Origin of the sequence: Duganella fentianensis, from assembly GCF_964031615.1 — a bacterium.
In the GTDB taxonomy this organism is placed as follows: domain Bacteria; phylum Pseudomonadota; class Gammaproteobacteria; order Burkholderiales; family Burkholderiaceae_D; genus Rugamonas; species Rugamonas fentianensis_A.
In genome coordinates this window covers 100,554-122,400 of sequence record NZ_CAXIQN010000004.1, presented here as the reverse complement: position 1 = coordinate 122,400, position 21,847 = coordinate 100,554, and the positions used below count along the sequence as shown (strand labels likewise).

22 protein-coding genes are annotated in these 21,847 nt (G+C 59.7%); 11 read left to right on the top strand and 11 right to left on the bottom strand.

From position 1 onward, the window contains the following. From ABNT42_RS02545 to ABNT42_RS02535, 3 genes are all read left to right on the top strand, one after another. A partial coding sequence (locus ABNT42_RS02545; RefSeq protein ID WP_348693588.1) for a hypothetical protein occupies positions 1-196 on the top strand: 196 nt, incomplete at its 5' end. 129 nt (positions 197-325) lie between these two features. Then, positions 326-751 (top strand): organic hydroperoxide resistance protein, encoded by a 426-nt coding sequence (locus tag ABNT42_RS02540; protein ID WP_348693585.1) that lies wholly within the window; start codon positions 326-328, stop codon positions 749-751. Positions 752-848: 97 nt separating this feature from the next. Next, on the top strand, positions 849-1,301 hold the full coding sequence (locus tag ABNT42_RS02535; RefSeq protein WP_348693582.1) for a GNAT family N-acetyltransferase: 453 nt from the start codon (positions 849-851) through the stop codon (positions 1,299-1,301). A 42-nt stretch (positions 1,302-1,343) separates the two neighbouring features. Here ABNT42_RS02535 and ABNT42_RS02530 read toward each other — a convergent pair whose 3' ends face one another. Both ABNT42_RS02530 and ABNT42_RS02525 read right to left on the bottom strand, forming a co-directional pair. Further along, positions 1,344-2,195 carry an FKBP-type peptidyl-prolyl cis-trans isomerase gene (locus ABNT42_RS02530; protein WP_348693579.1) on the bottom strand — a complete coding sequence of 284 codons (852 nt, stop codon included), beginning with the start codon at positions 2,193-2,195 and terminating at the stop codon, positions 1,344-1,346. Positions 2,196-2,333: 138 nt separating this feature from the next. Continuing rightward, positions 2,334-4,214, bottom strand: coding sequence for a potassium transporter Kup (locus ABNT42_RS02525; protein ID WP_348693577.1), 1,881 nt, complete (start codon positions 4,212-4,214; stop codon positions 2,334-2,336). Positions 4,215-4,491: 277 nt separating this feature from the next. On the opposite strand from ABNT42_RS02525, the gene rarD reads away from it, so the two are divergent. Both rarD and ettA read left to right on the top strand, forming a co-directional pair. Continuing rightward, the gene (gene rarD, locus ABNT42_RS02520) at positions 4,492-5,367 is read left to right on the top strand and encodes an EamA family transporter RarD (RefSeq protein WP_348693574.1); all 876 of its coding nucleotides are present in this window, start codon (positions 4,492-4,494) and stop codon (positions 5,365-5,367) included. An 80-nt stretch (positions 5,368-5,447) separates the two neighbouring features. Next, entirely contained in the window at positions 5,448-7,115 is a 1,668-nt protein-coding gene (gene ettA, locus ABNT42_RS02515) for an energy-dependent translational throttle protein EttA (protein WP_348693572.1), read from the top strand. An 85-nt stretch (positions 7,116-7,200) separates the two neighbouring features. On the opposite strand, the gene ABNT42_RS02510 is transcribed toward ettA, so the two are convergent. From ABNT42_RS02510 to ABNT42_RS02470, 9 genes are all read right to left on the bottom strand, one after another. After that, a complete protein-coding gene (locus ABNT42_RS02510; protein ID WP_348693568.1) occupies positions 7,201-7,896 on the bottom strand; it encodes a hypothetical protein in 696 nt (231 codons plus the stop codon). 246 nt (positions 7,897-8,142) lie between these two features. Continuing rightward, positions 8,143-8,733 (bottom strand): outer membrane beta-barrel protein, encoded by a 591-nt coding sequence (locus tag ABNT42_RS02505; protein WP_348693566.1) that lies wholly within the window; start codon positions 8,731-8,733, stop codon positions 8,143-8,145. Positions 8,734-8,915: 182 nt separating this feature from the next. After that, complete coding sequence (locus ABNT42_RS02500) at positions 8,916-9,521, bottom strand: alpha-ketoglutarate-dependent dioxygenase AlkB (protein WP_348693564.1); 606 nt, start codon at positions 9,519-9,521, stop codon at positions 8,916-8,918. 92 nt (positions 9,522-9,613) lie between these two features. Beyond that, positions 9,614-9,952 carry a hypothetical protein gene (locus tag ABNT42_RS02495; protein WP_348693561.1) on the bottom strand — a complete coding sequence of 113 codons (339 nt, stop codon included), beginning with the start codon at positions 9,950-9,952 and terminating at the stop codon, positions 9,614-9,616. A gap of 268 nt (positions 9,953-10,220) precedes the next feature. Then, complete coding sequence (locus ABNT42_RS02490; RefSeq protein ID WP_348693558.1) at positions 10,221-11,063, bottom strand: Rossmann-like and DUF2520 domain-containing protein; 843 nt, start codon at positions 11,061-11,063, stop codon at positions 10,221-10,223. Between the two features lie 9 nt (positions 11,064-11,072). Beyond that, entirely contained in the window at positions 11,073-11,819 is a 747-nt protein-coding gene (locus ABNT42_RS02485; RefSeq protein ID WP_348693556.1) for an MgtC/SapB family protein, read from the bottom strand. A gap of 21 nt (positions 11,820-11,840) precedes the next feature. Continuing rightward, positions 11,841-12,098 (bottom strand): hypothetical protein, encoded by a 258-nt coding sequence (locus ABNT42_RS02480; RefSeq protein WP_155435547.1) that lies wholly within the window; start codon positions 12,096-12,098, stop codon positions 11,841-11,843. Next, positions 12,095-13,909, bottom strand: coding sequence for an aminopeptidase P family protein (locus ABNT42_RS02475; protein ID WP_348693552.1), 1,815 nt, complete (start codon positions 13,907-13,909; stop codon positions 12,095-12,097). Before ABNT42_RS02475 ends, ABNT42_RS02480 begins: the two co-directional genes overlap by 4 nt. Positions 13,910-13,968: 59 nt before the next feature. Next, entirely contained in the window at positions 13,969-14,688 is a 720-nt protein-coding gene (locus tag ABNT42_RS02470) for a Crp/Fnr family transcriptional regulator (protein ID WP_348693550.1), read from the bottom strand. A gap of 126 nt (positions 14,689-14,814) precedes the next feature. Here ABNT42_RS02470 and ABNT42_RS02465 point away from each other — a divergent pair, with 126 nt between their 5' ends. From ABNT42_RS02465 to ABNT42_RS02440, 6 genes are read left to right on the top strand one after another with little or no spacing between them, the layout of a single operon-like run. Next, positions 14,815-16,794 carry an AMP-binding protein gene (locus ABNT42_RS02465; RefSeq protein WP_348693602.1) on the top strand — a complete coding sequence of 660 codons (1,980 nt, stop codon included), beginning with the start codon at positions 14,815-14,817 and terminating at the stop codon, positions 16,792-16,794. Between the two features lie 30 nt (positions 16,795-16,824). Further along, positions 16,825-17,661, top strand: coding sequence for an ABC transporter ATP-binding protein (locus tag ABNT42_RS02460; protein ID WP_348693548.1), 837 nt, complete (start codon positions 16,825-16,827; stop codon positions 17,659-17,661). Positions 17,662-17,663: 2 nt separating this feature from the next. Beyond that, positions 17,664-18,560, top strand: a complete 897-nt coding sequence (locus ABNT42_RS02455) for a branched-chain amino acid ABC transporter permease (RefSeq protein ID WP_348693600.1) — start codon at positions 17,664-17,666, stop codon at positions 18,558-18,560. A 19-nt stretch (positions 18,561-18,579) separates the two neighbouring features. Next, entirely contained in the window at positions 18,580-19,638 is a 1,059-nt protein-coding gene (locus ABNT42_RS02450) for a branched-chain amino acid ABC transporter permease (RefSeq protein WP_348693546.1), read from the top strand. A gap of 44 nt (positions 19,639-19,682) precedes the next feature. After that, positions 19,683-20,981, top strand: coding sequence for an ABC transporter substrate-binding protein (locus ABNT42_RS02445; protein WP_348693597.1), 1,299 nt, complete (start codon positions 19,683-19,685; stop codon positions 20,979-20,981). Further along, entirely contained in the window at positions 20,978-21,844 is an 867-nt protein-coding gene (locus ABNT42_RS02440) for an ABC transporter ATP-binding protein (RefSeq protein ID WP_348693544.1), read from the top strand. The genes ABNT42_RS02445 and ABNT42_RS02440 overlap by 4 nt, the downstream gene beginning before the upstream one ends. The last annotated feature ends 3 nt before the right edge of the window (positions 21,845-21,847 follow it).

Genomic DNA, 21,847 nt, shown 5'->3' with positions numbered 1-21,847 from the left:
CGCTCAATGTCGTGAGCAGAATTGTGTCGTATACGTGGGTCAGATTCGTTTGCAAATTACTGGGGTAAGTGGGTCAGATTTCGCTGCAAATCAACATATATTTCATTATTTTCGACTTTATTTGCTATTTTTCGACTCTATTTGTACGGATTATCAAGCTCTGGCTGAAAATCCGGATGCGAGAAATTTCAATTAAATCGCTTGCTATTTAATTTTGTGCGATGTATATTGTGCACATGGACGCGAGAAAACGTCTTGAACTGCAAATCAAGTAGTGCACTATACAATCGCCAACAACGTAGTTTTATCTGAAAAGGAAACCATCATGTCGATCAAACAAGTTCTGTACCGCGCCAATGCTAAATCCACCGGTGGCCGTGAAGGCCGTGCGGTCTCGTCGGACGGCGTACTGGATGTGAAACTGACCACCCCGAAAGAGCTGGGCGGTGCCGGTGCCGTGGGTACCAACCCTGAACAGCTGTTCGCTGCCGGTTACTCGGCCTGCTTCATCGGCGCACTGAAATTCGTCGGCGGCCGCGACAAGATCGCTGTACCAGCCGACGTGTCGATCGACGCCACCGTAGGTATCGGCGCCATCGAAACGGGCTTCGGCATCGAAGTGGAACTGAAAATCTCGCTGCCGGGTCTGGAGCGCGACGTGGCAGAAAAACTGGTCGCAGCCGCCCACATCGTCTGCCCTTACTCGAACGCTACCCGCGGCAACATCGACGTCACCCTGACCATCGTTTAAGCGGGCAGGTGCCGAAGCGGCAGCGCCCGGCTGTTGCCGCTTCAAACGCGCCAGCCTTTGCCCTACAATCAAGCTTTCCCACCTACAGGAAGTTGCGATGATTGAATGGCAATGGCTGGCGTTTGACGAAATTCCCCGCCACGACTGGTATCAGGTGCTGCTACAGCGCCAGCAGGTGTTCATCCTCGAACAGACCTGTTTGTATCCCGACATCGACGGTTGCGATCCGCTCTGCCACCACCTGATGGCCTGGCGCGAGATAGCTGGCGTGCGCACGCTGGTGGCCTATCTGCGCTGCGTACCGCCTGGCGTGAAGTACGAAGAAATGTCGCTGGGCCGCGTGCTGACCACGCAGGCCGGACGCGGCAGCGGCATCGGCCACACACTGTTGGCCAAAGCCATTCCGCTGGCCCAAGCCCTGCACCCGGGCCATGGCTTCCGCATCGGCGCACAAGCCCATCTGGAAAAATTCTACGGTAGCTACGGCTTCCGCAAAGTCACCGAGCCGTATGACGAAGACGGCATCATGCACATCGACATGGTGCGATAAAAAAAGGCAGCCGAGGCTGCCTTTTTTCGTCAGAGAGATGGCTTACTTCACCGAAATCAGCTGAATATCGAAGATCAGCGTCGAGTTGGCCGGAATATTAGTCTGTGCAACCGAACCGTAACCGAGGCTAGGCGGGATGGTCAGGGTACGGGTGCCACCTGCCATCATACCAACCAGACCCTGGTGCCAGCCTTGAATCACATTACTGGTGCCCAGCACCAGATCAAAGGCAGTGCCGCCTACATTCGAATCGATCTTGTTGCCGCGCAGATTAGGCTTGGTGCCGTCATACAGGTACAGCGTGTAGTACACGCTCAGGCTCTTGCCGGCTGCTGCTGCCGTGCCGCTACCGATCACCAGATCCACGCTGGTCAGCGTGGTCGGCGGCGGTACCACCACCGGAATAATGCCCTTGGTGACATCCACCAGCTCGAAATCGAATACCATCGGGCTGTTGGCCGGAATCGCCGGATAGGTGATGCCGTTAGCCGTCACCGCATCACGGGAAAGGCTGCCATACGCCAGATTGGCCGGCAGGATGGCAGTACGCTTGCCACCGACTTTCATGCCGATAATCGTCTGGTCCCAGCCGGTCGACACATTACCGACGCCCAGCGTGAACGGTGCAGCCGGCTTGCCGCTATCGACCGTGCTTTCCACTTTGGCACCTTTGAAATCGGCTTTGGTCGAGTCGTACAGATAGCCGACCCGATGCGTGGTGACCAGATCACCGGCCTCTGCCACGGTACCCGTGCCAACCAGCGTTTCCGTTACTTTATAGGCGGGCTGGACGACAACGGCAGTCACCGGCGTCTTATCCGTACCACCGCCGCACGCGGTCAGAAGCGCCGCCGCGCACAGCGCTGCTGCCACAATTTGAAGCTTCGATTTCATGATCACCTTCGAGGAGTATTCGTTATGAGCCGTGCCCCCCTGACCGGCAGGGGCGCTACGGAGCAGAAGTGTAGCAGAGAGCGGGGCTTACGCCCCGGCCACTACATTCAGTTACATCTTTTTAACACGCTAGCGTGCTTAAATTTCCACCTGCGTGCCCAGTTCGATCACCCGGTTAGTCGGGATCTGATAGTAGTCGGCCGCGCCGCGGGCGTTGCGCGACATGGCCACAAACAGGTGCTCGCGCCACGTGGCCATGCCCGAACCCGGGGTGGAAATCACCGTCTGGCGGGCAATGAAGAAGGACGTTTCCATCATGTCGAAAGTCATGCCCAGCCGCTCGCACTGGGCCAGCGCTTTCGGAATGTCCGGTTCATCCTTGAAGCCGTAGTGCACGTTGAGCTGGTAGCACTGGTGGCCCAGCTCGGTGATCTTCACCTGATCATCAGCCGGCACCCATGGTTCCTCCACCACGTGCACGGTGAAGAACACCACGCGTTCGTGCAGCACCTTGTTGTGCGACAGATTATGCAGCAGCGCATGGGGCACACCATCGCTCTCGCCGCGCAGGAAAATGGCGGTGCCGTACACGCGGGTAGGCGGTGCCACGAACAGCGAGGACAGGAAATCTTCCAGCGGAATCGCATGCTTTTGCAGATTCTGGAACACCAGCGAGCGGCCCCGTTTCCACGTCAGCATGATGGTGAACAGCACGGCACCCAGCAGCAGCGGGAACCAGCCACCATGGAACAGTTTCAGCGTGCTGGCCGAGAACAGCAGCACATCCATAGTCAGGAAGAAGCCGGTAGCGCCCAGGCACAGCAGCAGCGGCATATTCCAGCGGTAGCGGGTAACGAAGAACGTCAGCACGGTGGTGCACAGCATGGTGGCCGTTACGGCGATACCGTAGGCACCGGCCAGCTTATCGGACGAACCGAAGCCGATCACGGCCAGCAGCACCACGCTCAGCTGCAACCAGTTCACGGCCGGAATATAGATCTGGCCGATCTCGCTCGCCGAGGTGTGCATGATGCGCATGCGCGGCAGCAGACCCAGCGCGATGGCCTGCTTGGTCATCGAGAAGGTGCCGGAAATCGTCGCCTGCGACGCAATCACGGTGGCCGCGGTGGACAGAATCACCAGCGGGTACACGCTCCACGCGCCCAGTTGCTGGAAGAACGGGTTATCGACGGCCGCCGGATTAACGATCAGCAGCGCGCCCTGTCCCAGATAATTCAGGGCCAAAGCGGGGAACACGATCAGGAACCAGGCCGCACGGATGGGCGATTTGCCGAAGTGGCCCATGTCGGCATACAGCGCTTCGGCACCCGTAAACGCCAGTACCACGGCACCCAGCGCCACGAAAGCGATCATGCGGTTTTCAAACATGAAGCGCAGTGCATGGAAGGGATTCAGCGCGGCCAGAATCTGCGGCGCTTCGATGATATTCACCACGCCCATGGCCGCCAGTGCAGCAAACCAGATCACCATGATGGGGCCGAACCAGCGGCCGATACCGGCCGTGCCCTGGCTCTGCAGCGCGTACAGCGAGACCAGCACGATGATGGTGAGCGGCACGATGTACTGTTCCAGCCCCGGCGCAGCCACTTCCAGACCTTCGATCGCACTGAGCACGGAAATCGCGGGAGTAATCACGCTATCGCCATAGAACATGGTGGCGCCGAATACGCCCAGCAGCATCAGCGGATAGTGGGCGCGGGGCGCGGCCTTGCTGACGGAATTCAACACCAGCGCCATCAGCGCCATGATCCCGCCTTCGCCCCGGTTATCGGCGCGCAGCACCAGCGTGACGTACTTAAGGGAAACAATGAAAGTCAGACCCCAGAAAATCAGGGAGATGATACCCAGCAGATTGGCTTCGTTAAGCGCCAGTCCATGTTCGGGGTCGAAAATGGTTTTCAGGGTGTACAGCGGGCTGGTACCGATGTCGCCGTAGACGATGCCCACGGCCGCCAGCGTGAGCGCGGCGAGACTACTTTTCTTGTGATGCTCGGTCAAGATTGCACCTGTTGTTGTTTTGGTGCATTGCACAATAGGCCAACTATTTGCAAAAGGCAAGGAGATTTTCGCATGACGCAGAGTTCGAAATTTCGATATCGACAGTGTACGCCGCTCGCCTGCGAGTAGCGAGTTTTAGCGTATTTTTGGCGCGTTTCAGGCACGTCTTTCGCGCATTCGTGGCGCACGCTTCCGCAGTTTTTGGGCCGGCCGGCAGCGCCACTCGGCCATTTCAGCGATAATGGCCGACCCGCCACAGTCCCGCCCCCCGTCTGTCATGAACACCGGTATCTTATTCGCAACATTGTCCTTCTTCATCTGGGGCATGTTCCCGCTGTATTTCCACGCGATCGGCGAAGTGCCGCCCATGGAAATCCTCGCGCATCGTATGCTGTGGTCGCTGCTCTTCCTCGCCATCGTGCTGAGCGTACGCCAGCAATGGGGCTGGCTGCCGAAAGTACTGCGCCAGCCACGCGTGCTGGCCAGCTTTATTGCCTCCTCGCTGCTGCTGTCGGCCAACTGGTTTGTCTACATCTGGGCCGTCAACAACGGCCACATCATCGACGCCAGCCTCGGTTACTTCATCAATCCGCTGATTAATGTGCTGCTGGGCCAGCTCGTATTGAAAGAACAGCTGCGCCGTGGCCAGTGGTTAGCCATCGGCGTAGCAGCGGCCGGCGTCATGTGGCTGACGTGGCAGGCCGGCCAGTTGCCATGGATTGCCTTAATTTTAGGCATTACCTTCGGCGCCTACGGCCTGCTGCGCAAAACCGCCGCACTGGCGGCACTGGAAGGGCTGTCGCTGGAAACCATGCTGCTGTTCCCTGCCGCACTGATCTACGTGCTATGGCTGACCAGCCATGGCGCCAACACCTTCCTCAACACCGAGGCCGACAGCACGCGCTGGCTGCTGGCTGCAGCTGGCCCCATTACGGCGATTCCGCTGCTGCTGTTTGCCGCTGGCGCACGCCGCATTCCCATGGCCGTGCTGGGTCTGCTGCAGTATCTGTCACCCAGCATGCAGGCCCTGCTGGGCGTGTGGGTATTCCATGAGGCTTTCCCGCAACCGCGTTTGATCGGTTTCCTGATCATCTGGTCAGCCTTGCTGCTGTACGTGGCGGAAGGCCTGTGGCAGAGCAAACGCGCTAAATAGTGGGCGGGCGGCAGGATTTATCGTATCCTGTCGTCCTCTCCTGCATTTGATTGCATCCCTCACACTTTATCGAGATTTACATGGCAAATTACGTCTACACCATGAACCGGGTGGGCAAAATCGTCCCGCCCAAGCGCCAGATTCTGAAAGATATCTCGCTGTCCTTCTTCCCGGGCGCGAAAATCGGCGTGCTGGGCCTGAACGGCTCCGGTAAGTCGACCTTGCTGAAAATTATGGCAGGTCTGGATACCGACATTCAGGGCGAAGCCGTGCCGATGCCGGGCCTGAACATCGGCTACCTGCCGCAGGAACCGCAGCTGGATCCGGAAAAAACCGTACGTCAGGAAGTGGAATCGGGTCTGGGCGAAGTGTTCGAAGCACAAGCCAAGCTGGAAGCCGTGTACGCTGCCTATGCCGAAGAAGATGCCGATTTCGACGCACTGGCCACGGAACAGGCCCGTCTGGAAGCCATCATTTCCACCGCCGATGGCGGCAATCTGAACCTGCAACTGGAAATGGCTGCCGACGCGTTGCGTCTGCCACCATGGGATGCCAAGATCGGCGTACTGTCCGGCGGTGAAAAGCGCCGTGTGGCGCTGTGCAAATTGCTGCTGTCCAAGCCGGACATGCTGCTGCTCGACGAACCGACCAACCACCTCGATGCAGAATCGGTCGAATGGCTGGAGCAGTTCCTGCTGCGCTTCCCCGGCACCGTGGTCGGCATTACCCACGATCGCTACTTCCTCGACAATGCGGCCGAGTGGATTCTGGAACTGGACCGCGGCCATGGCATTCCATGGAAAGGTAACTACTCCTCGTGGCTGGACCAGAAATCCAACCGCCTGAAGCAGGAAGAAGCCAATGAGTCGGCCCGTCAGAAAGCACTGGCCAAGGAACTGGAATGGTCGCGCCAGAATCCTAAAGCCCGTCAGGCCAAATCGAAAGCCCGTCTGGCCCGCTTCAACGAACTGAGCGAATACGAATACCAGAAACGTAACGAAACCCAGGAGATCTTCATCCCTGTGGCCGAACGTCTGGGTAACGACGTGATCGAATTCAAGAATGTGTCGAAAGCTTTCGGCGACCGTCTGCTGATGGAAAACGTGTCGTTCACCATTCCGCCCGGCGCTATCGTCGGTATCATCGGCCCTAACGGTGCCGGTAAATCGACCCTGTTCAAGATGATTGCCGGTCTGGATACGCCGGACAGCGGCGAAGTCGCGATCGGCCAGACCGCCCGCATCTCGCTGGTGGACCAGAGCCGCGACAAACTCGCCGACAACAAGACTGTGTTCGACGACGTTTCGGGCGGTGCCGACATGCTGACGGTGGGTCGCTTCGACATGCCGTCGCGCGCCTATCTGGGCCGCTTCAACTTCAAAGGTTCCGACCAGCAGAAGATCGTCGGCAATCTGTCCGGTGGTGAGCGCGGCCGTCTGCATCTGGCCAAGACCCTGCTCAAAGGCGGCAACGTCCTGCTGCTGGACGAACCGTCCAACGATCTGGACGTGGAAACCCTGCGTGCGCTGGAAGATGCGCTGCTGGAATTCGCCGGCTCCGTGCTGGTGATCTCGCACGATCGCTGGTTCCTCGACCGTATCGCCACCCACATTCTGGCGTTCGAAGGCAACTCGCAAGTCACCTTCTTCGACGGTAACTATCAGGAATACGAAGCCGACAAGAAGAAACGTCTGGGTGAAGAAGGCGCCAAGCCTAAGCGTATCCGTTACAAGCCGCTGACCACCTAAGCGCCAGCAGCCAACAAAAAAGCCACCGCGAGGTGTAATGCCGTTCAGTTAAGACTGAACGGCTTTTTTTTATCAGTACCACAGCTCACTCGAAAGCCACATCTTCTAGTCGATAGCGATATTTGCGGCGTTCAGGTAGATTCCATCCTGGGTTGGGTGTCGTGTCCCGAGGCGGTGTCATGTGCGCCAGCACTGAAGTAACGATAGCTGCCAGCGCTTGCGGCGCGAGGCTGGGATCTGACACGGCCGGCAAGGCGTAACTAGGCGTTTCAGGAGAGCAAGCCGAAACCGATGGCAAGGCAGGCGATGAAGGCGCGCTCGGCGCTGATCCCGCTGAAGTAGCAGTTGCCAAACGCGCCTGGCGCAACGCTTGCGCTTCCCGCTCGACCTCAAGCCGCACTACACAGGCTTGCTTGAACGTTGTGTCACCCGGGCGGCGGATGAACAGGTCATTCCAGGCATTACGCGTGGAACGGCCCATATGCTGGGCCAGTTGGTTGGGCGACACGGCACGGCCTTGGTAGATGATCTGGTCGCCCCTGACCGTCGCGTAGTGATGCACGCCATAGCTCCACGAGCGCAGCACTGTCCCCTCGGGAAGAAAGATGGTCTTCCACTGATAGCCATACGTCCCCTTGGCCTCTTGCTGCTTTTCCAGCCATAGTGCCACCGCATCGGCTAGAGCCAAGGAAACCTGCCCCAGCCTACCTTGCTGCTTGAGATAATCCCGCAAGGCGGTAAAGGTAGGCTGGGGCAGTTCCACACTCTGTGTCGCAAACATTCTATTTCTCCCGATTTGTTGTCCGGCTTTGTTCTATTTAGAACTGCGGAACCGGAAAAGGTTCAATGCAGAGCGAAATAGCAGCGAAATAGTAGATTTGCGATAGGGGCCGGTACCGAGCTCCGGTCCCCAATGTTGGTTCGCGCAATGAAAAGTGGCCCGATCAACGGTGTGATCGGGCCGACTAGGCATTCTAACTGAACGGTATTACACCGCGAGGTGGCTTTTTTTTCAGGCGAGGAACGCTTAGAAGTTGTAGCGCAGACCGGCCGTAATGGCGCCGTTTTTGCGACCCAGATCGATGTTGTTCTTGCCGTAGTTTTCGTACTCCAGCGAGACTTTCAGGTTCTTGTCGATGGCGTATTCGGCACCGACGGACGCATACAGCGCACTCTTGTTATCGCCACCGCTGACGGCAGCAATACCCGTGGTGGTGACGGCATTGTGGTTACGCGACACACCCAGTTTGCCGAACAGGGCAACCTGTTCGTTCACCGGCCACGTGCCTTTACCAGCCACATAGTAGGAATAGGCATTGGTCTGGATATGACCGGCACCGGTGCCTACCGTGTAGTCATAGCCTTTCTTGCCAAAATCGGTATAGCCACCTTCGATGGCCCACGTCTTGTCGATGTTGTAGCCAGCGTAGATTTTGCCGGTGGCTTTGTCGCCACTACGGTCAGTCGTGCTGGTGGCGTTCGGCACATCGAACTTGTAGTGGCTGCCCACCACGCCCAGACCGATGTAACCGGTGCCGGCGTCGTCAGGTGCAGCAAAAGCGGAAGAAGTGGCGAAGACAGCAGCGCTAGCGGCTACAGCAAACAGAATTTTTTTCATGATCGTGATCTTTCAGCAAAAATGATTAAGGACTTGCTTGGGATCGCAGTTCTGCGAAGTGCGATGTAGTCACGATAGCACTGCAGGGCGGCGCTGTGGGCGCCGAATCAGTAAGAAGTGTTACATGATGTAAGCCAAATAAAGCTTGGCGCTAGAGGATATATTCAAAACTTAAGTGAGACTTAGGGAGCGCGCAGAATATTCCTGAAAGTCAGGTTAATACGCTCGCCGCAGGGGCGGGTCTGCTTGTTGATGCCGTGCTGCCAGTGCTGCTGCAAAGTACCGGCCATCAGCAGCAGTGCGCCATCACCGAGATCGAGCTTGAGAGTCTGGCCATTGCTGCGGTGTTTCAGGATGAAGGTGCGGGCCGCGCCGAAGCTGAGCGAAGCGATGGCCGGTTGCGGCCCCAGTTCCGGTTCGTCATCGGCATGGAAGCCCATGCTGTCGCGCTCGTTGCGGTAGTAGTTCAGCAGCACGCTATTGAACTGCCGCCCCGTAGCCTGCTCCACCGCCTGCTTCAGCTCCAGTTGCAGCGGCGTGAACGGTAGCGGGTGAAAAGTCTTGCCCGAATAGCGGTAGCTGGCATCGCCATGCCACGCCATCAGGCGCGGCTGCAAATGCAGCTTGCCCCACACCTGTATGTGCTCGGCACGCCATGCGGTTTCCTCGCGCAGACGCTGCATGGCCTGCGCGGGCGTGAGTGCCAGCGGCAGACAGGGCGTGAACCACAGTTCGCCATCGGTAATGGGGAGCTGGCGCAGGCTGGTATCGTCGGCAAATAAATCCATAAGCGTTAGATTAGCCTCGTACAAAAAAATACGGCGAGCCAGAGCGGCTCGCCGGAATACATGGGAAATGCAGGACTGACTAATGCTTACGCTTAGGCGTAGGCTTCTGCCAGACTCATCACGCGTGGCGTGATGGTGATGCCGACGCCGCTGAACAGCGCGGTGATTGCTGCCATATTGGCTTCCATCTCTTCCGCCTTCCAGCCCTGGAACAGGTCGGTGCCATCTTTCTGGAAATGCAGATCCAGCACTTTGCCGCGGTCCTTGTGGGTGTAGCCGCCGCTATAGGTGTTCTTAAAGCCCATGGCGGCCAGCGCTGCCAGTACTTCGGCCGGAGGATTGTCCGGATCGGTGGCCATGAACACGCCAAAGGTCTTGCCCGGTGGTTTGGCAGCGATATCCACGTCGTAAATCCCTGGCGCTTTTGTCACGGTGGTACTTTTCAGAAATAGCATGATCTAACCCCTATCCTCGGCGCGCCGGCTCAAAAATTGATTCTGTAAGAAAACATTCCAAGAGACAAGCTTATTGCTAATTAGTGGATTTGTCGACTAATCCGGCCACTTATTTGTGAATTCGTACCAATAAAACTGCAAAGTTGTCAGCTTAACTTGGCTGCGACACTGCTCGCCTTAATCAGAAATATACCCGCTCAGTAGTGATTTGCAAGAAGATCAGGCTGCCAGTGGTATAGAGGCATCACTTGTGTTTAATTGCAGCCTGTTTGCGTTGCGCCAGCGCCGTGGTGGGCGCGATCAGGGACTGATACAGCTCGCCACTAGGCGCATCCCACGCCCTAACAGCCTGCAATTGACGCTCAACAGTTGCCATATCTCCCCTTGCGATGGGCCCGCTCAAGGCGGTGGCGGCGCCCAGCCGGAACACATTCGCCATCGATTCGCTGGCCAGCGGCTGCACTAGCTGACGCGCCACGGCTTCCGGTATGCCGGCAGCCTGATAGGCACGCAATGCCGCATCGAGCACGGTGACCAGATAGTTACTGGCAAACACGGCTGCCGCGTGATACACGGTTTTGGCCGCCGCATCGATCGGCACGGGCTGGGCGCCGATGGCCGCGAAAGCCGGCGTCAGCAACGCCAGCGCGGCGGCATCGCCTTCGATGCCGCAGTAAGTACCGGCGAAGGCCTGCGCCACTGCCTGTGGATCGGCAAAGCTGCGGATAGGATGAACGCTGGCGACGCTGGCACCGGCGGCGCGCGCCGTCTGCAGCCGGTCCGACGCTAACGCTCCGCTGCAATGGAACACCACACTGCCGGCCAGCCGATCCGTCTGCGCCTGCGCCAGCGCTGTGCTGGCCGGTACGATCTGGTCATCGCCCACGGCCAGTATGAATACCTCGGCCGGTGCCAGCGCCGCATAATCAGCGATGGCGCTGCCACTACCGATGAATTCCACCGCCTGCGCCGCCGAGGTAGCGGAACGGGTCAGCACCTGCTGCAACTGCCAGCCTGCCTGCTGCACCAGCAGCCGCCCCAGCACGCGGCCCACATGGCCCGCACCGATCAGGGTAAAAGTCGTCATGAGCAGGCTTTAATTGCGGGCGTGCGACAGCTGGAAGCTCTCGATCCCTTCGAACACGGCCAGTTCCGACGACAGCACAGCCAATGGCGCACCACTACGCTTGCTCAGTGCGATCGCGACAAAGCGCCATTCCTGCATGCCGCTCTCGCCGCTGATCATCAGCGAACCGCCAGCAATTTCATAGCCGCGCTGTAGTGCCATGGCGCGCAAGGCTTTTTCCTGCGGCATGAAGCCGGGCTTGAAGCGCATGGTGATGGCAATCGCATGGCGCGACGGCAGCCACGCTTCCACTTTGGTGAGGAAAATCATGGCACCGGCACACAGCATGGCCAGTCCCATCGCGCCCAGATAGAAACCTATGCCCACCATCACACCGATCACGGACGACGCCCAGATCGAAGCAGCCGTGGTCAGGCCGCTGATGTTGAAGCCTTCGCGCATGATCACGCCGGCACCGAGGAAGCCAATGCCCGTGACGATGCCCTGCACGATACGGGTAGGATCGGATACGGCCAGCGTGGCCGTGCCATGACCACCGAACCAGTCCGCCGGATAACCGCCGATCACGGTCAGCGCAGCCGAAGCCATGCACACCAGCCCATAGGTACGCATGCCTGCCGCGCGGCCATGGTAGGAACGCTCGTAGCCCACCAGCAGCCCCAGTAGCAGAGCACCGATCAGATTCATCAGGATCACGGCATTGGTCGCCAGTTCCTTGTGCGACCAGTAGGCAAACAGCATATCGATGGAGGGCATGGCTACGACCTTTCTGAGCGCTTAAGGCGCTTTTTTGACTAATTGTTTTTCGAAGGCGACGTCGAGTTTGCTGACCCGCTTGGGCGCAGCCGGTGCAATGCCGTTCACAAAGGCGACGAAATCGTCCAGTTCCAGCGGCGCGCACAGCGGCGGCTCGCCCGCGCCCTCGCTGAGGAAGTAATGGCCGCTGCCAGTGCGCGACATGGAATAGCGGTTGTTGCCGCTGCGTTTTTTCAGACGGTCCACGGCGGCCGTGGCACGGGTAGCGCGGCCGCTCATACGGCCTCCGTACGCTGTTCCAGCCATGCCAGCGCAGGGCCGGACAGCAGCGGCGCCAGACGGGCGCGCACCGTAGCATGGTAGTTATTCAGCCACGCACGCTCGTCCTCGCGCAGCAGCGCCAGTTCCACACAGCGCGTATCGATCGGGCACAGGGTCAGCGTTTCGAATTCGAGGAAGTCGCCGAACTCGGTCTGGCCGACCGGCCGGTTGTGCACCAGATTCTCTATCCGTATGCCCCACTGGCCGGTGCGGTACAGACCCGGTTCGATAGAGGTGATCATGCCCGCTTCCATCGCCGTATGCGGCTCCGGCATGGCCGACGGAGAAATCGACTGCGGCCCTTCATGCACGTTGAGGAAGTAGCCCACGCCGTGACCCGTGCCATGGCCGAAGTCCAGACCCGCCGCCCACAGCGGCGCACGGGCTATCGCATCAAGCATGGGCGACTTGCAGCCGCGTGGGAAGCGGGTGGCCGAAAGTGCCATCATGCCTTTCAGTACCAGCGTGAAATCGCGCTGCTGCTCGGCCGTGATAGCACCGACCGGCACCACGCGCGTAATGTCGGTGGTGCCACCCAGATACTGGCCGCCCGAGTCGATCAGCAGCAGACCGTCGCCTTCGATCACCGCATGGTGCTCCGGCGTGGCGCGGTAATGCATGCTGGCGCCATTGGCGCGGAAACCGGCAATGGTTGAAAAACTGGGGCTGATAAAACCGGGACGGCGCGCGCGTGCCGCCGTGATCTCACGGTCGATATCAAGTTCCGTCAGCGGCGCACGGGCGCTATCGGCCAGCGTCTGTTCCAGCCAGCAGAAGAATTCGCACAGCGCAGCACCATCCTGTTCCATGGCGGCGCGCACATGCACCAGATCCGCTTCGCTCTTGCGCGATTTGGCGAAGATGGCGGGGTTGATCGCATCGATCACGTGCACGCGCGACGGTATCCACTGGCGCGTGCCGTAGCTGATGCGGCGCGGATCGATCAGCAGCGTGCTGTCGGCAGGCAGCTGATCCAGCCGAGCCGCCAGCGCATCATACGGCGCCAGCCTGACGCCATCGGCGGCCAGCGCGGCAGCCAGTGGCGCATCGATTTTGCCCGCCGTGACAAACAGCGTGGCCTGCTCTGCCTCGATCAGTGCATGGGCAAGGAATACGGGGTTGTAGGAGATATCGCTGCCACGCAGATTGAACAGATAGGCGATATCGTCCAGCGCCGAAATCAGGTGCAGACGTGCGCCCAGCTTCTGCATGGCGGCGCGCACCTTGGCCAGCTTGTCGGCACGGCTTTGCGTGGCATACGGCGGCAGGTGTTCGAACACGGGCGCCAGCGGCATGGCCGGACGTTTCTGCCACACCTGCTGCAGCAGATCGAGTTCGGTCCGCAGCGTCACATCTCTGGCCTGCAGCGCCAGTGCCAGCTGGCGGCCGATGGCCAGCCCCAGCACATTGCCATCCACCGCCACGGTCTGACCGGCCTGCATGGTCGCCGCCAGCCAGTCCACATACTGCACGCTCGCGCCCGAGGTGAGCTTCATCAGGCTGATACCGGTGCCGGCTAGCTGCTGCTCGGCCTGCGTCCAGTAGCGCGCATCGGTCCAGATGCCGGCAAACTGCGGCGTAACGATCAGGGTGCCGACCGAGCCGGTAAAACCGGACAGCCATTCGCGCCCCTGCCAGCGTGCAGGCAGGTATTCGGACAGGTGGGGGTCAGCAGAAGGAATCATCAGCGCATCGATCTGCTGCTGATGCATGGCCTCGCGCAAGCGCGCGATGCGCTCGACGATGGTAGCGGTATGAGTTGTAGGCATGGGTGTTTCGTTATCCGGTGCGCCGCCAGTGCGGCCTTGCTACCTGCAATCATACTGCGCTAGCGTGCCGCCGCGCTACTGTCGGCCTGATAGCGCCGCAAGCCTTCCAGATCGAGGATGCAGATGCCGCCGTAATCAAGCCGCAGCAAGCCCTGTTTTTCCAGCAGTTGCAGCGCCTGATTGGCGCGCTGGCGCGACGCGCCCGACAGTAGCCCCAGTTCTTCCTGCGAGATCTGGATCAGCTTATCGGGCCCCGGGTCCATCCCCGGAAACAGGTGGGAATTGAACATGGAACCCAGGCAGCGTGCCACCCGCGTATCAGGATCGAGCAGGCGGTCGTTTTCCACCATGCCGATAAATTGACCCAGACGCTCGTTCAGCTGCATCAATAAAAACCGTGTAAACGGTAAACTTGATTCCAGCAGCCAATGAAAAGTGTCGATAGGCATGCGCAAAATGCGGCTATCGCGCAACGCTATCGCATCGTATTTGAGAATTTCGCGTTTTAACAACGAACCTTCACCGAACCAGCCGCCGGGCGGCACGCCGGAAAAGGTCACACTTTTGCCGTTGGCCGAGAAGTTAGTCATCTTCACCATGCCATCCATGATGCCCAGCCAGTTCTCCACCATTTCACCCTTGCGGCACACGTAACCGCCTTTAGGTACAAAGGTTTCGAAGGTATCCGCCTCCACCCGCGCCAGCTGTTCGGGCGTGAGCTGCTGCGCCCAGATGGCACTGCGCAAGGCTTGCTGTATGGATATACGGGATTCGGTCATTGCTGCTTTGCACCATCAAAAGTCGGCCAATTGTCGTCCAAATGACATCTTCTGGCTCATCGTCAGGCTACTATCATCACACAAAAAGGCGCAGGCACAAAAAAAGGCGGCATGACCGTCGTGCCCATGCGCCCTATAAGCTCATCGCAACAGGAGACACTGGTGCAAGCACAGAACACGACTTTCCCGCGCTGGCTGCAAACCCATGCGCAGACCCGTCCCACCCGCCCCGCATTTCGCGAGAAATATCTGGGCATCTGGCAAAGCTGGAACTGGGCACAGGTGCAGGACGAAGTCCGCGCACTCGCCTGCGGACTGGCTGCCATCGGCTTCGAGCGCGGCATGAATCTGGCCATCATCGGCGACAACCGTCCGCGCCTGTACTGGTCCATGCTGGCCGCCCAATCGCTTGGTGGCGTACCCGTACCGCTGTATCAGGACGCACCAGCAGCCGACATGGCCTATGTGCTGGAAAACGCCGAGATCCACTACGCCATCGTGGAAGATCAGGAGCAGGTCGACAAGCTGCTGGAACTGAAAAGCATCTATCCGCACATCGCCCACATTGCCTACGACGATGAACGGGGTATGCGCCACTACCGCCAGCCCGAACTGACTTCTTTCGCCGCCCTGCAGGCGCTGGGGCGCGAATGGGACCGCCAGCATCCGGGCGCTTTCGATGCGGCCGTGCAGGCCGGTCAGGGCAGCGACAATGCCATCATCCTGTACACCTCCGGCACCACCGGCAAGCCCAAGGGCGTATGCCAGACCCACGCCGCGCTGATTGCGGCCGGCACGGGTGGCGTCGGCTTCGAAAAACTCACCGATCAGGAAGACATCCTGTCCTACCTGCCCATGGCATGGGTGGGCGACTGCCTGTTCTCGTTCGCGCAGGCCATGACCGCCGGCTTTACCGTCAACTGCCCCGAATCGGGCGACACGGTGATGACGGACATGCGCGAAATCGGCCCCACTTACTACTTCGCGCCGCCGCGCGTGTTCGAAAACATGCTGACCACCGTGATGATACGGATGGAGGACGCCGGTGCCATCAAGCGCCAGCTATTCCACCGCTTCATGGCCGTGGCACGGCGCGTGGGTGCCGACATCCTCGACGGCAAGCCGGTGGCATTTGGTGACCGCATGGCGTATGCGCTAGGTCAGGTTCTCGTCTACGGCCCGCTAAAAAACGTGCTGGGACTGTCGCGCGTACGCGTCGCCTACACGGCCGGTGCTGCCATCGGCCCCGACCTGTTCCGCTTCTACCGTTCCATCGGCGTCAACCTCAAGCAGTTCTACGGCTCCACCGAAACCTGCGCCTACATCTGTCTGCAACCGGATGGCCACATCAAGTTCGACAGCGTGGGTCTGCCCGCGCCCGGCGTGGAAGTCAAACTGGCAGACAACGGCGAAGTGCTGGTCAAGTCGCCCACGCTGATGGACTGCTACTTCAAGCGGCCTGACGCCACTGCCGAAGCGATCGATGCCAACGGCTACTTCCATACGGGTGATGCCGGTCTGTTCGACAGCGAAGGCCATTTGAAAATCATCGACCGCGCGGCCGATGTGGGCAAGATGAACAGCGGCGCCATGTTCGCGCCCAACTACATCGAGAACAAACTCAAGTTCTTCCCCTTCATCAAAGAGGCGGTGGCCTTTGGCGACCAGCGCGATCAGGTGTGCGCCTTCATTAACATCGACATGGAAGCAGTGGGCAACTGGGCCGAGCGGCGCAGCATTGCCTATTCCGGCTACACCGATCTGGCCGCGCACCCGCAGGTATATGGCCTGATCCGCGACTGCATCGAACAGGTGAATGCCGATCTGGCCGCCGAACCGATGATGGGCGACACCCAGATCCACCGCTATCTGGTGCTGCACAAGGAACTCGATCCCGACGACGATGAACTGACCCGCACCCGCAAAGTACGGCGCAAATTCATCGCCGAGAAATATGCCGTGCTGATCGCCGCGCTGTACGAAGGCAAGGCATCGCAATACATCGAGACGCAGGTGAAATTCGAAGACGGCCGCACCGGCATGGTGGCCGCCGATCTGAAAATCGAATCCTGCAAAACCTATCCGGCCGTACAGGCTGCAGCCTGAGCGCCAGCGCGCATGACCAAGGAAGCCATCATGCTGATGAATGAACCCGACAACCGCTTCGAGGCGGCAGCGGCCAGCGACAGCGGCGGCCGCAAGATCGGCCCCGTGATTCTCGACATGCAGAATATTTCGCTGTCATTCGGCGGGGTACGTGCACTGACCGACATCTCCTTCAACGTGAAGCAGCACGAAATCCGCGCCATCATCGGCCCTAACGGCGCCGGTAAAAGCTCCATGCTGAACGTGATTAACGGGGTGTACCGCCCGCAGCAGGGCGAGATCATCTACCGCGGCCAGCACCGCAAGAATATGGACTGCTACGCGGCCGCCAAATCCGGCATCGCCCGTACCTTCCAGAATATCGCCCTGTTCAAAGGCATGACGGTACTCGACAACATCATGACGGGCCGTAACCTCAAGATGAAATCGAACTTCCTCATGCAGGCGCTGTACTGGGGACCGGCACGACGCGAAGAAATCGAACACCGCGTGAAAGCGGAAGAAATCATCGACTTCCTCGAAATTCAGGCGATCCGCAAGACGCCCGTGGGCCGCCTGCCTTACGGCCTGCAGAAACGGGTGGAACTGGGCCGCGCACTGGCGGCCGAGCCGGAAATTCTGCTACTCGATGAACCCATGGCCGGCATGAACGTGGAAGAGAAGCAGGACATGTGCCGCTTCATCCTCGATGTGAACGACCAGTTCGGCACCACCATCGTGCTGATCGAACACGACATGGGCGTGGTGATGGATATCTCCGACCGCGTGGTGGTGCTCGACTACGGCAAGAAGATCGGTGACGGCACGCCAGACGAAGTGCGCACCAATCAGGACGTGATCAATGCTTACCTCGGGGTGGCCGAATGAATCTGAATTTTTTCTTTGAAGTGCTGATCGGCGGCCTGCTGTCCGGCGTGATGTATGCGCTGGTGGCGATCGGCTTTGTGCTGATCTACAAGGCTTCCGGCGTATTCAATTTCGCCCAGGGCGCGATGGTGTTCTTCGCTGCCCTCACCTGCGTGGGCATGGTCGACCAGTTCGGCTTTTCGCTGTGGCTGGCCGTGCCGCTCACGGTGGTCGTGATGATCATCCTCGGCATCGCCATCGAACGGGTGGTACTGCGCCCGCTCGTCAACCAGCCGGAAATCACCCTGTTCATGGCCACCATCGGGCTGGCCTTCTTCATCGAAGGTCTGGCGCAGCTGGTGTGGGGCGCACAGGTACACAAGCTGGAACTGCCGATCGAAGACGTGCCATCCGAATACCTGATGGAGAAGTTCAACATTCTGGTTTCCCAGTTCGACATCATGGCCGCCGGCGTGTGCGCGCTGCTGGTCACTTCGCTGGCCCTGCTATTCTCCCAGACCAAAGTGGGCCGCGCGCTGCGCGCCGTGGCAGACGACCATCAGGCCGCACTGGCGGTGGGCATTCCGCTGCAGCGTATCTGGGCGGTGCTGTGGGCGGTAGCCGGTCTGGTGGCACTGGTAGCCGGCATGCTGTGGGGCGCCCGTAACGGCGTGCAGTTCGCGCTGACCTTCGTGGCACTCAAAGCCCTGCCTGTGCTGATTCTAGGCGGCTTTACTTCCATGCCGGGCGCCATCGTGGGCGGCCTGATTATCGGCGCGTCGGAAAAAATGGCCGAAGTGTATATCGGCCCGCTGGTGGGCGGCGGCATCGAGGGCTGGTTCCCGTACGTGCTGGCCCTGCTGTTCCTGCTGGTACGGCCGGAAGGCCTGTTCGGCGAAAAAATCATCCGCAGAATCTGACCGGAACAAGGACACTCCCATGCTCTACCGTGAAGCAGGACAATTTAAAACCAGCTATCAGGCCGACAGCCAGATCTTCCCCATCCTGCAGGACCGCATTGCGCTGCTGTCGCTGCTGGTGGTGGCCATCGTGGTGGTGCCGCAGCTGGCTTCCGCCTATACGCTGTCTGCCATCCTGATCCCCTTCCTGATCTTTTCGCTGGCGGCGCTGGGCCTGAACATCCTCACCGGCTATGCCGGCCAGCTCTCGCTGGGTACGGCCGCCTTCATGGCGGTGGGCGCGTTCGCCTCGTATAACTTCATCGCCCGTCTGCCCGGCCTGCCGATACTGCTGGCCTTCGTGCTCGGTGGTCTGAGCGCGGCCATGGTGGGCATCGCCTTCGGCCTGCCATCGCTGCGCATCCGTGGCTTCTATCTGGCCGCGTCCACGCTGGCCACGCAGTTCTTCGTAGTGTGGTGCCTGACCAAAATTCCCTATCTGACCAACTACAGCGCTTCCGGTGTGATCACGGCGCAGAAGATCGTCATCTTCGGCTATGACTTCGATACGCCTGCCAGCAAATACCTCTTGGTGCTGGCCGTGGTAGCGCTGATGGCGCTGCTGGCCAAGAACATGATCCGCTCCAACGTGGGCCGCTCATGGATGGCGGTGCGCGATATGGACGTGGCAGCGGAAGTGATCGGCTTCCGCCTGATGTGCACCAAGCTGCTGGCGTTTGCCGTCAGCTCGTTCTACTGCGGCGTGGCCGGTGCGCTGTATGCGTATGCCTATCTGGGCACGGTGGAACCGGAAGCGTATAGCCTCGACCTGTCGTTCCGCATCCTGTTCATGGTGATTATCGGCGGCGTGGGCTCGGTACTGGGTTCCTTCCTCGGCGCCGCCTTCATCGTGCTACTGCCCGTGTTCCTCAACATCGTGGCGCACAGCTTCGCCCTGCCCACCAGCGTGGCTTCCAATCTGGAGCTGATGGTGTTCGGTGCGCTAATTATCTTTTTCCTGATCGTCGAGCCGCATGGCTTGGCGCGCTTGTGGCAAATCGCAAAAGAGAAACTGCGACTGTGGCCTTTCCCGCACTGATCGCGCATAACTTCAAACCAGAGGAGACATCTATGAAACCGAACATGAAGCACATTGCATCCGTAGTTCTCGGCCTGACCCTGGCAGCAGCTGGTAGCGCCTATGCAGACGACCAGTATGTCGCTCTGCCGTCCTACCGCGTGGGCCCTTACGCCGCCGGTGGTTCCGGCTTCTACGGCGGTGTGATCGACTACTTCAATCTGGTCAATCTGTCGGGTGGCGTGAACGGCGTGAAGATCAGCTGGGAAGAATGCGAAACCGAATACAACCCTTCGCGCGGGGTGGAGTGCTACGAGCGTCTGAAAACCAAGAATGGCGGCGCCACCATGGTAGAACCGCTGTCCACCGGCGTGGCCTACGGCGTGCTCGATCGTCTGGCCACCGACAAGATCCCTATGACCACCATCGGCTACGGCCGTTCCGATGCCGCCAACGGCAAAGTGTTCCCGTATGTGTTCCCGCTGATTACCAGCTACTGGAATCAGGCTGCTGCCATGATCAAATATCTGGGCGACAAAGCGGGCGGCATGGAGAAGCTCAAAGGCAAGAAGATCGTCCACCTGTACCACGACTCGGCCTTCGGCAAGGAACCTATGCCGGTACTGGACGCCCTGTCCAAGCAGTACGGCTTTGAACTGATCAAGATTCCTGTCACGCCACCGGGCACCGAGCAGCAATCGCAATGGCTGCAGATCCGTCAGGCCAATCCCGACCACGTGATTCTGTGGGGCTGGGGCGCCATGAATGCGGTCGCCATCAAGACGGCACAGCGTAACGGCTTCCCGCGCGAGAAAATGCTGGGCGTGTGGTGGGCTGGCTCGGAAGAAGACACCGTACCGACCGGCGATGCCGCCAAAGGCTATAGCGCGATGACCTTCAACACGCCGGGCAACTACCCGCTGATGGATGAAATCCACAAGAAGCTGTACGACGCTGGCAAAGGCAATCTGGCTGACCGCAGCCGCATCGGTTCCGTGTACCACATGCGTGGTGTCAGCGCGGCGATACTGTGGGTGGAAGCCATGCGCACGGCACAGGACAAATTCGGCAAAGGCAAACCGGTCACGGGCGAGCAGATGCGCTGGGGGCTGGAACATCTGAACGTGGATGAAGCACGCCAGAAAGCCATCGGCGCGCTGGGCATGCTGCCAGTGGTGAAAACCAGCTGCGACGACCACGAAGGTTCCGGTGCTGTCAAAGTCCAGCAGTGGGATGGCAAAAAGTGGAATGCCATCACGCCTAACTGGGTGGTGGGCGACAAGGCGCTGACCCGCAAGCTGCTGGAAGAAAGCTCGGCTGCCTATGCGGCAGAGAAGAAAATCACCCCTGCCTGCGCCAAATGATGAGCCACGCCGCCGCCGCTACTAACTCTGCTAACGCTGCTGCCGCTACGGCGGCTGCAGCGGCGCCCTATCTGTCCGTGAACAACGTGGAAGTGATTTACGACCACGTGATTCTGGTGCTGAAAGGGGTGTCGCTGCAGGTCCCGCAGGGCAAAATCGTTGCCCTGCTGGGTGCCAATGGCGCCGGCAAATCGACCACTCTGAAAACCATCTCCACCCTGCTGCGCGGCGAGCGCGGCGATGTAACCAAGGGCGAAGTGCAGTTCAAGGGTGAACGCATCGACCAGCTCACACCGAACGAACTGGTGAAACGGGGCCTGTCGCAAGTGATGGAGGGGCGCCACTGCTTCGGCCACCTGAGCATCGAAGAAAACCTGCTGACGGGCGCCTACACGCGCAACGCATCCCGTGCAGAGCTGAAGGAATCGCTGGAGAAGGTGTACCACTACTTCCCCCGTCTGCGCGAGCGCCGCGCCAGTCAGGCCGGCTACACCTCGGGCGGCGAGCAGCAGATGTGTGCGATCGGGCGGGCCCTGATGGCCAAGCCTTCCATGATTCTGCTCGATGAACCGTCGATGGGGATAGCGCCGCAGATCGTGGAAGAGATCTTCGGCATCGTCAAAGACCTCAACAGCAAGGAAAACGTGTCCTTCCTGCTGGCCGAGCAGAACACCAGCATCGCGCTGCGCTACGCCGATTTCGGCTACATCCTCGAAAACGGACGGGTGGTGATGGAAGGCGCGGCGGCCGAGCTGTCGGCCAATGAAGACGTCAAGGAATTCTATCTGGGCGTATCCGGCGCGGGCCGCAAGAGCTTCCGCGACATGAAGTTCTACCGCCGCCGCAAACGCTGGCTGGCATAGTGC

What these genes read in the sequence shown, in the direction of transcription:
- ABNT42_RS02490 (WP_348693558.1), bottom strand. Translation starts at nt 11,063, where the DNA reads ATGACGACTTTTACCCTGATCGGTGCGGGCCATGTGGGCCGCGTGCTG.
- ABNT42_RS02445 (WP_348693597.1), top strand. Translation starts at nt 19,683, where the DNA reads ATGAAGCACATTGCATCCGTAGTTCTCGGCCTGACCCTGGCAGCAGCT.
- ABNT42_RS02465 (WP_348693602.1), top strand. Translation starts at nt 14,815, where the DNA reads ATGCGCCCTATAAGCTCATCGCAACAGGAGACACTGGTGCAAGCACAG.
- ABNT42_RS02475 (WP_348693552.1), bottom strand. Translation starts at nt 13,909, where the DNA reads ATGCCTACAACTCATACCGCTACCATCGTCGAGCGCATCGCGCGCTTG.
- ABNT42_RS02460 (WP_348693548.1), top strand. Translation starts at nt 16,825, where the DNA reads ATGCTGATGAATGAACCCGACAACCGCTTCGAGGCGGCAGCGGCCAGC.
- ABNT42_RS02505 (WP_348693566.1), bottom strand. Translation starts at nt 8,733, where the DNA reads ATGAAAAAAATTCTGTTTGCTGTAGCCGCTAGCGCTGCTGTCTTCGCC.
- ABNT42_RS02485 (WP_348693556.1), bottom strand. Translation starts at nt 11,819, where the DNA reads ATGCCCTCCATCGATATGCTGTTTGCCTACTGGTCGCACAAGGAACTG.
- ABNT42_RS02470 (WP_348693550.1), bottom strand. Translation starts at nt 14,688, where the DNA reads ATGACCGAATCCCGTATATCCATACAGCAAGCCTTGCGCAGTGCCATC.
- ABNT42_RS02530 (WP_348693579.1), bottom strand. Translation starts at nt 2,195, where the DNA reads ATGAAATCGAAGCTTCAAATTGTGGCAGCAGCGCTGTGCGCGGCGGCG.
- ABNT42_RS02500 (WP_348693564.1), bottom strand. Translation starts at nt 9,521, where the DNA reads ATGGATTTATTTGCCGACGATACCAGCCTGCGCCAGCTCCCCATTACC.
- rarD (WP_348693574.1), top strand. Translation starts at nt 4,492, where the DNA reads ATGAACACCGGTATCTTATTCGCAACATTGTCCTTCTTCATCTGGGGC.
- ettA (WP_348693572.1), top strand. Translation starts at nt 5,448, where the DNA reads ATGGCAAATTACGTCTACACCATGAACCGGGTGGGCAAAATCGTCCCG.
- ABNT42_RS02440 (WP_348693544.1), top strand. Translation starts at nt 20,978, where the DNA reads ATGATGAGCCACGCCGCCGCCGCTACTAACTCTGCTAACGCTGCTGCC.
- ABNT42_RS02540 (WP_348693585.1), top strand. Translation starts at nt 326, where the DNA reads ATGTCGATCAAACAAGTTCTGTACCGCGCCAATGCTAAATCCACCGGT.
- ABNT42_RS02510 (WP_348693568.1), bottom strand. Translation starts at nt 7,896, where the DNA reads ATGTTTGCGACACAGAGTGTGGAACTGCCCCAGCCTACCTTTACCGCC.
- ABNT42_RS02480 (WP_155435547.1), bottom strand. Translation starts at nt 12,098, where the DNA reads ATGAGCGGCCGCGCTACCCGTGCCACGGCCGCCGTGGACCGTCTGAAA.
- ABNT42_RS02535 (WP_348693582.1), top strand. Translation starts at nt 849, where the DNA reads ATGATTGAATGGCAATGGCTGGCGTTTGACGAAATTCCCCGCCACGAC.
- ABNT42_RS02450 (WP_348693546.1), top strand. Translation starts at nt 18,580, where the DNA reads ATGCTCTACCGTGAAGCAGGACAATTTAAAACCAGCTATCAGGCCGAC.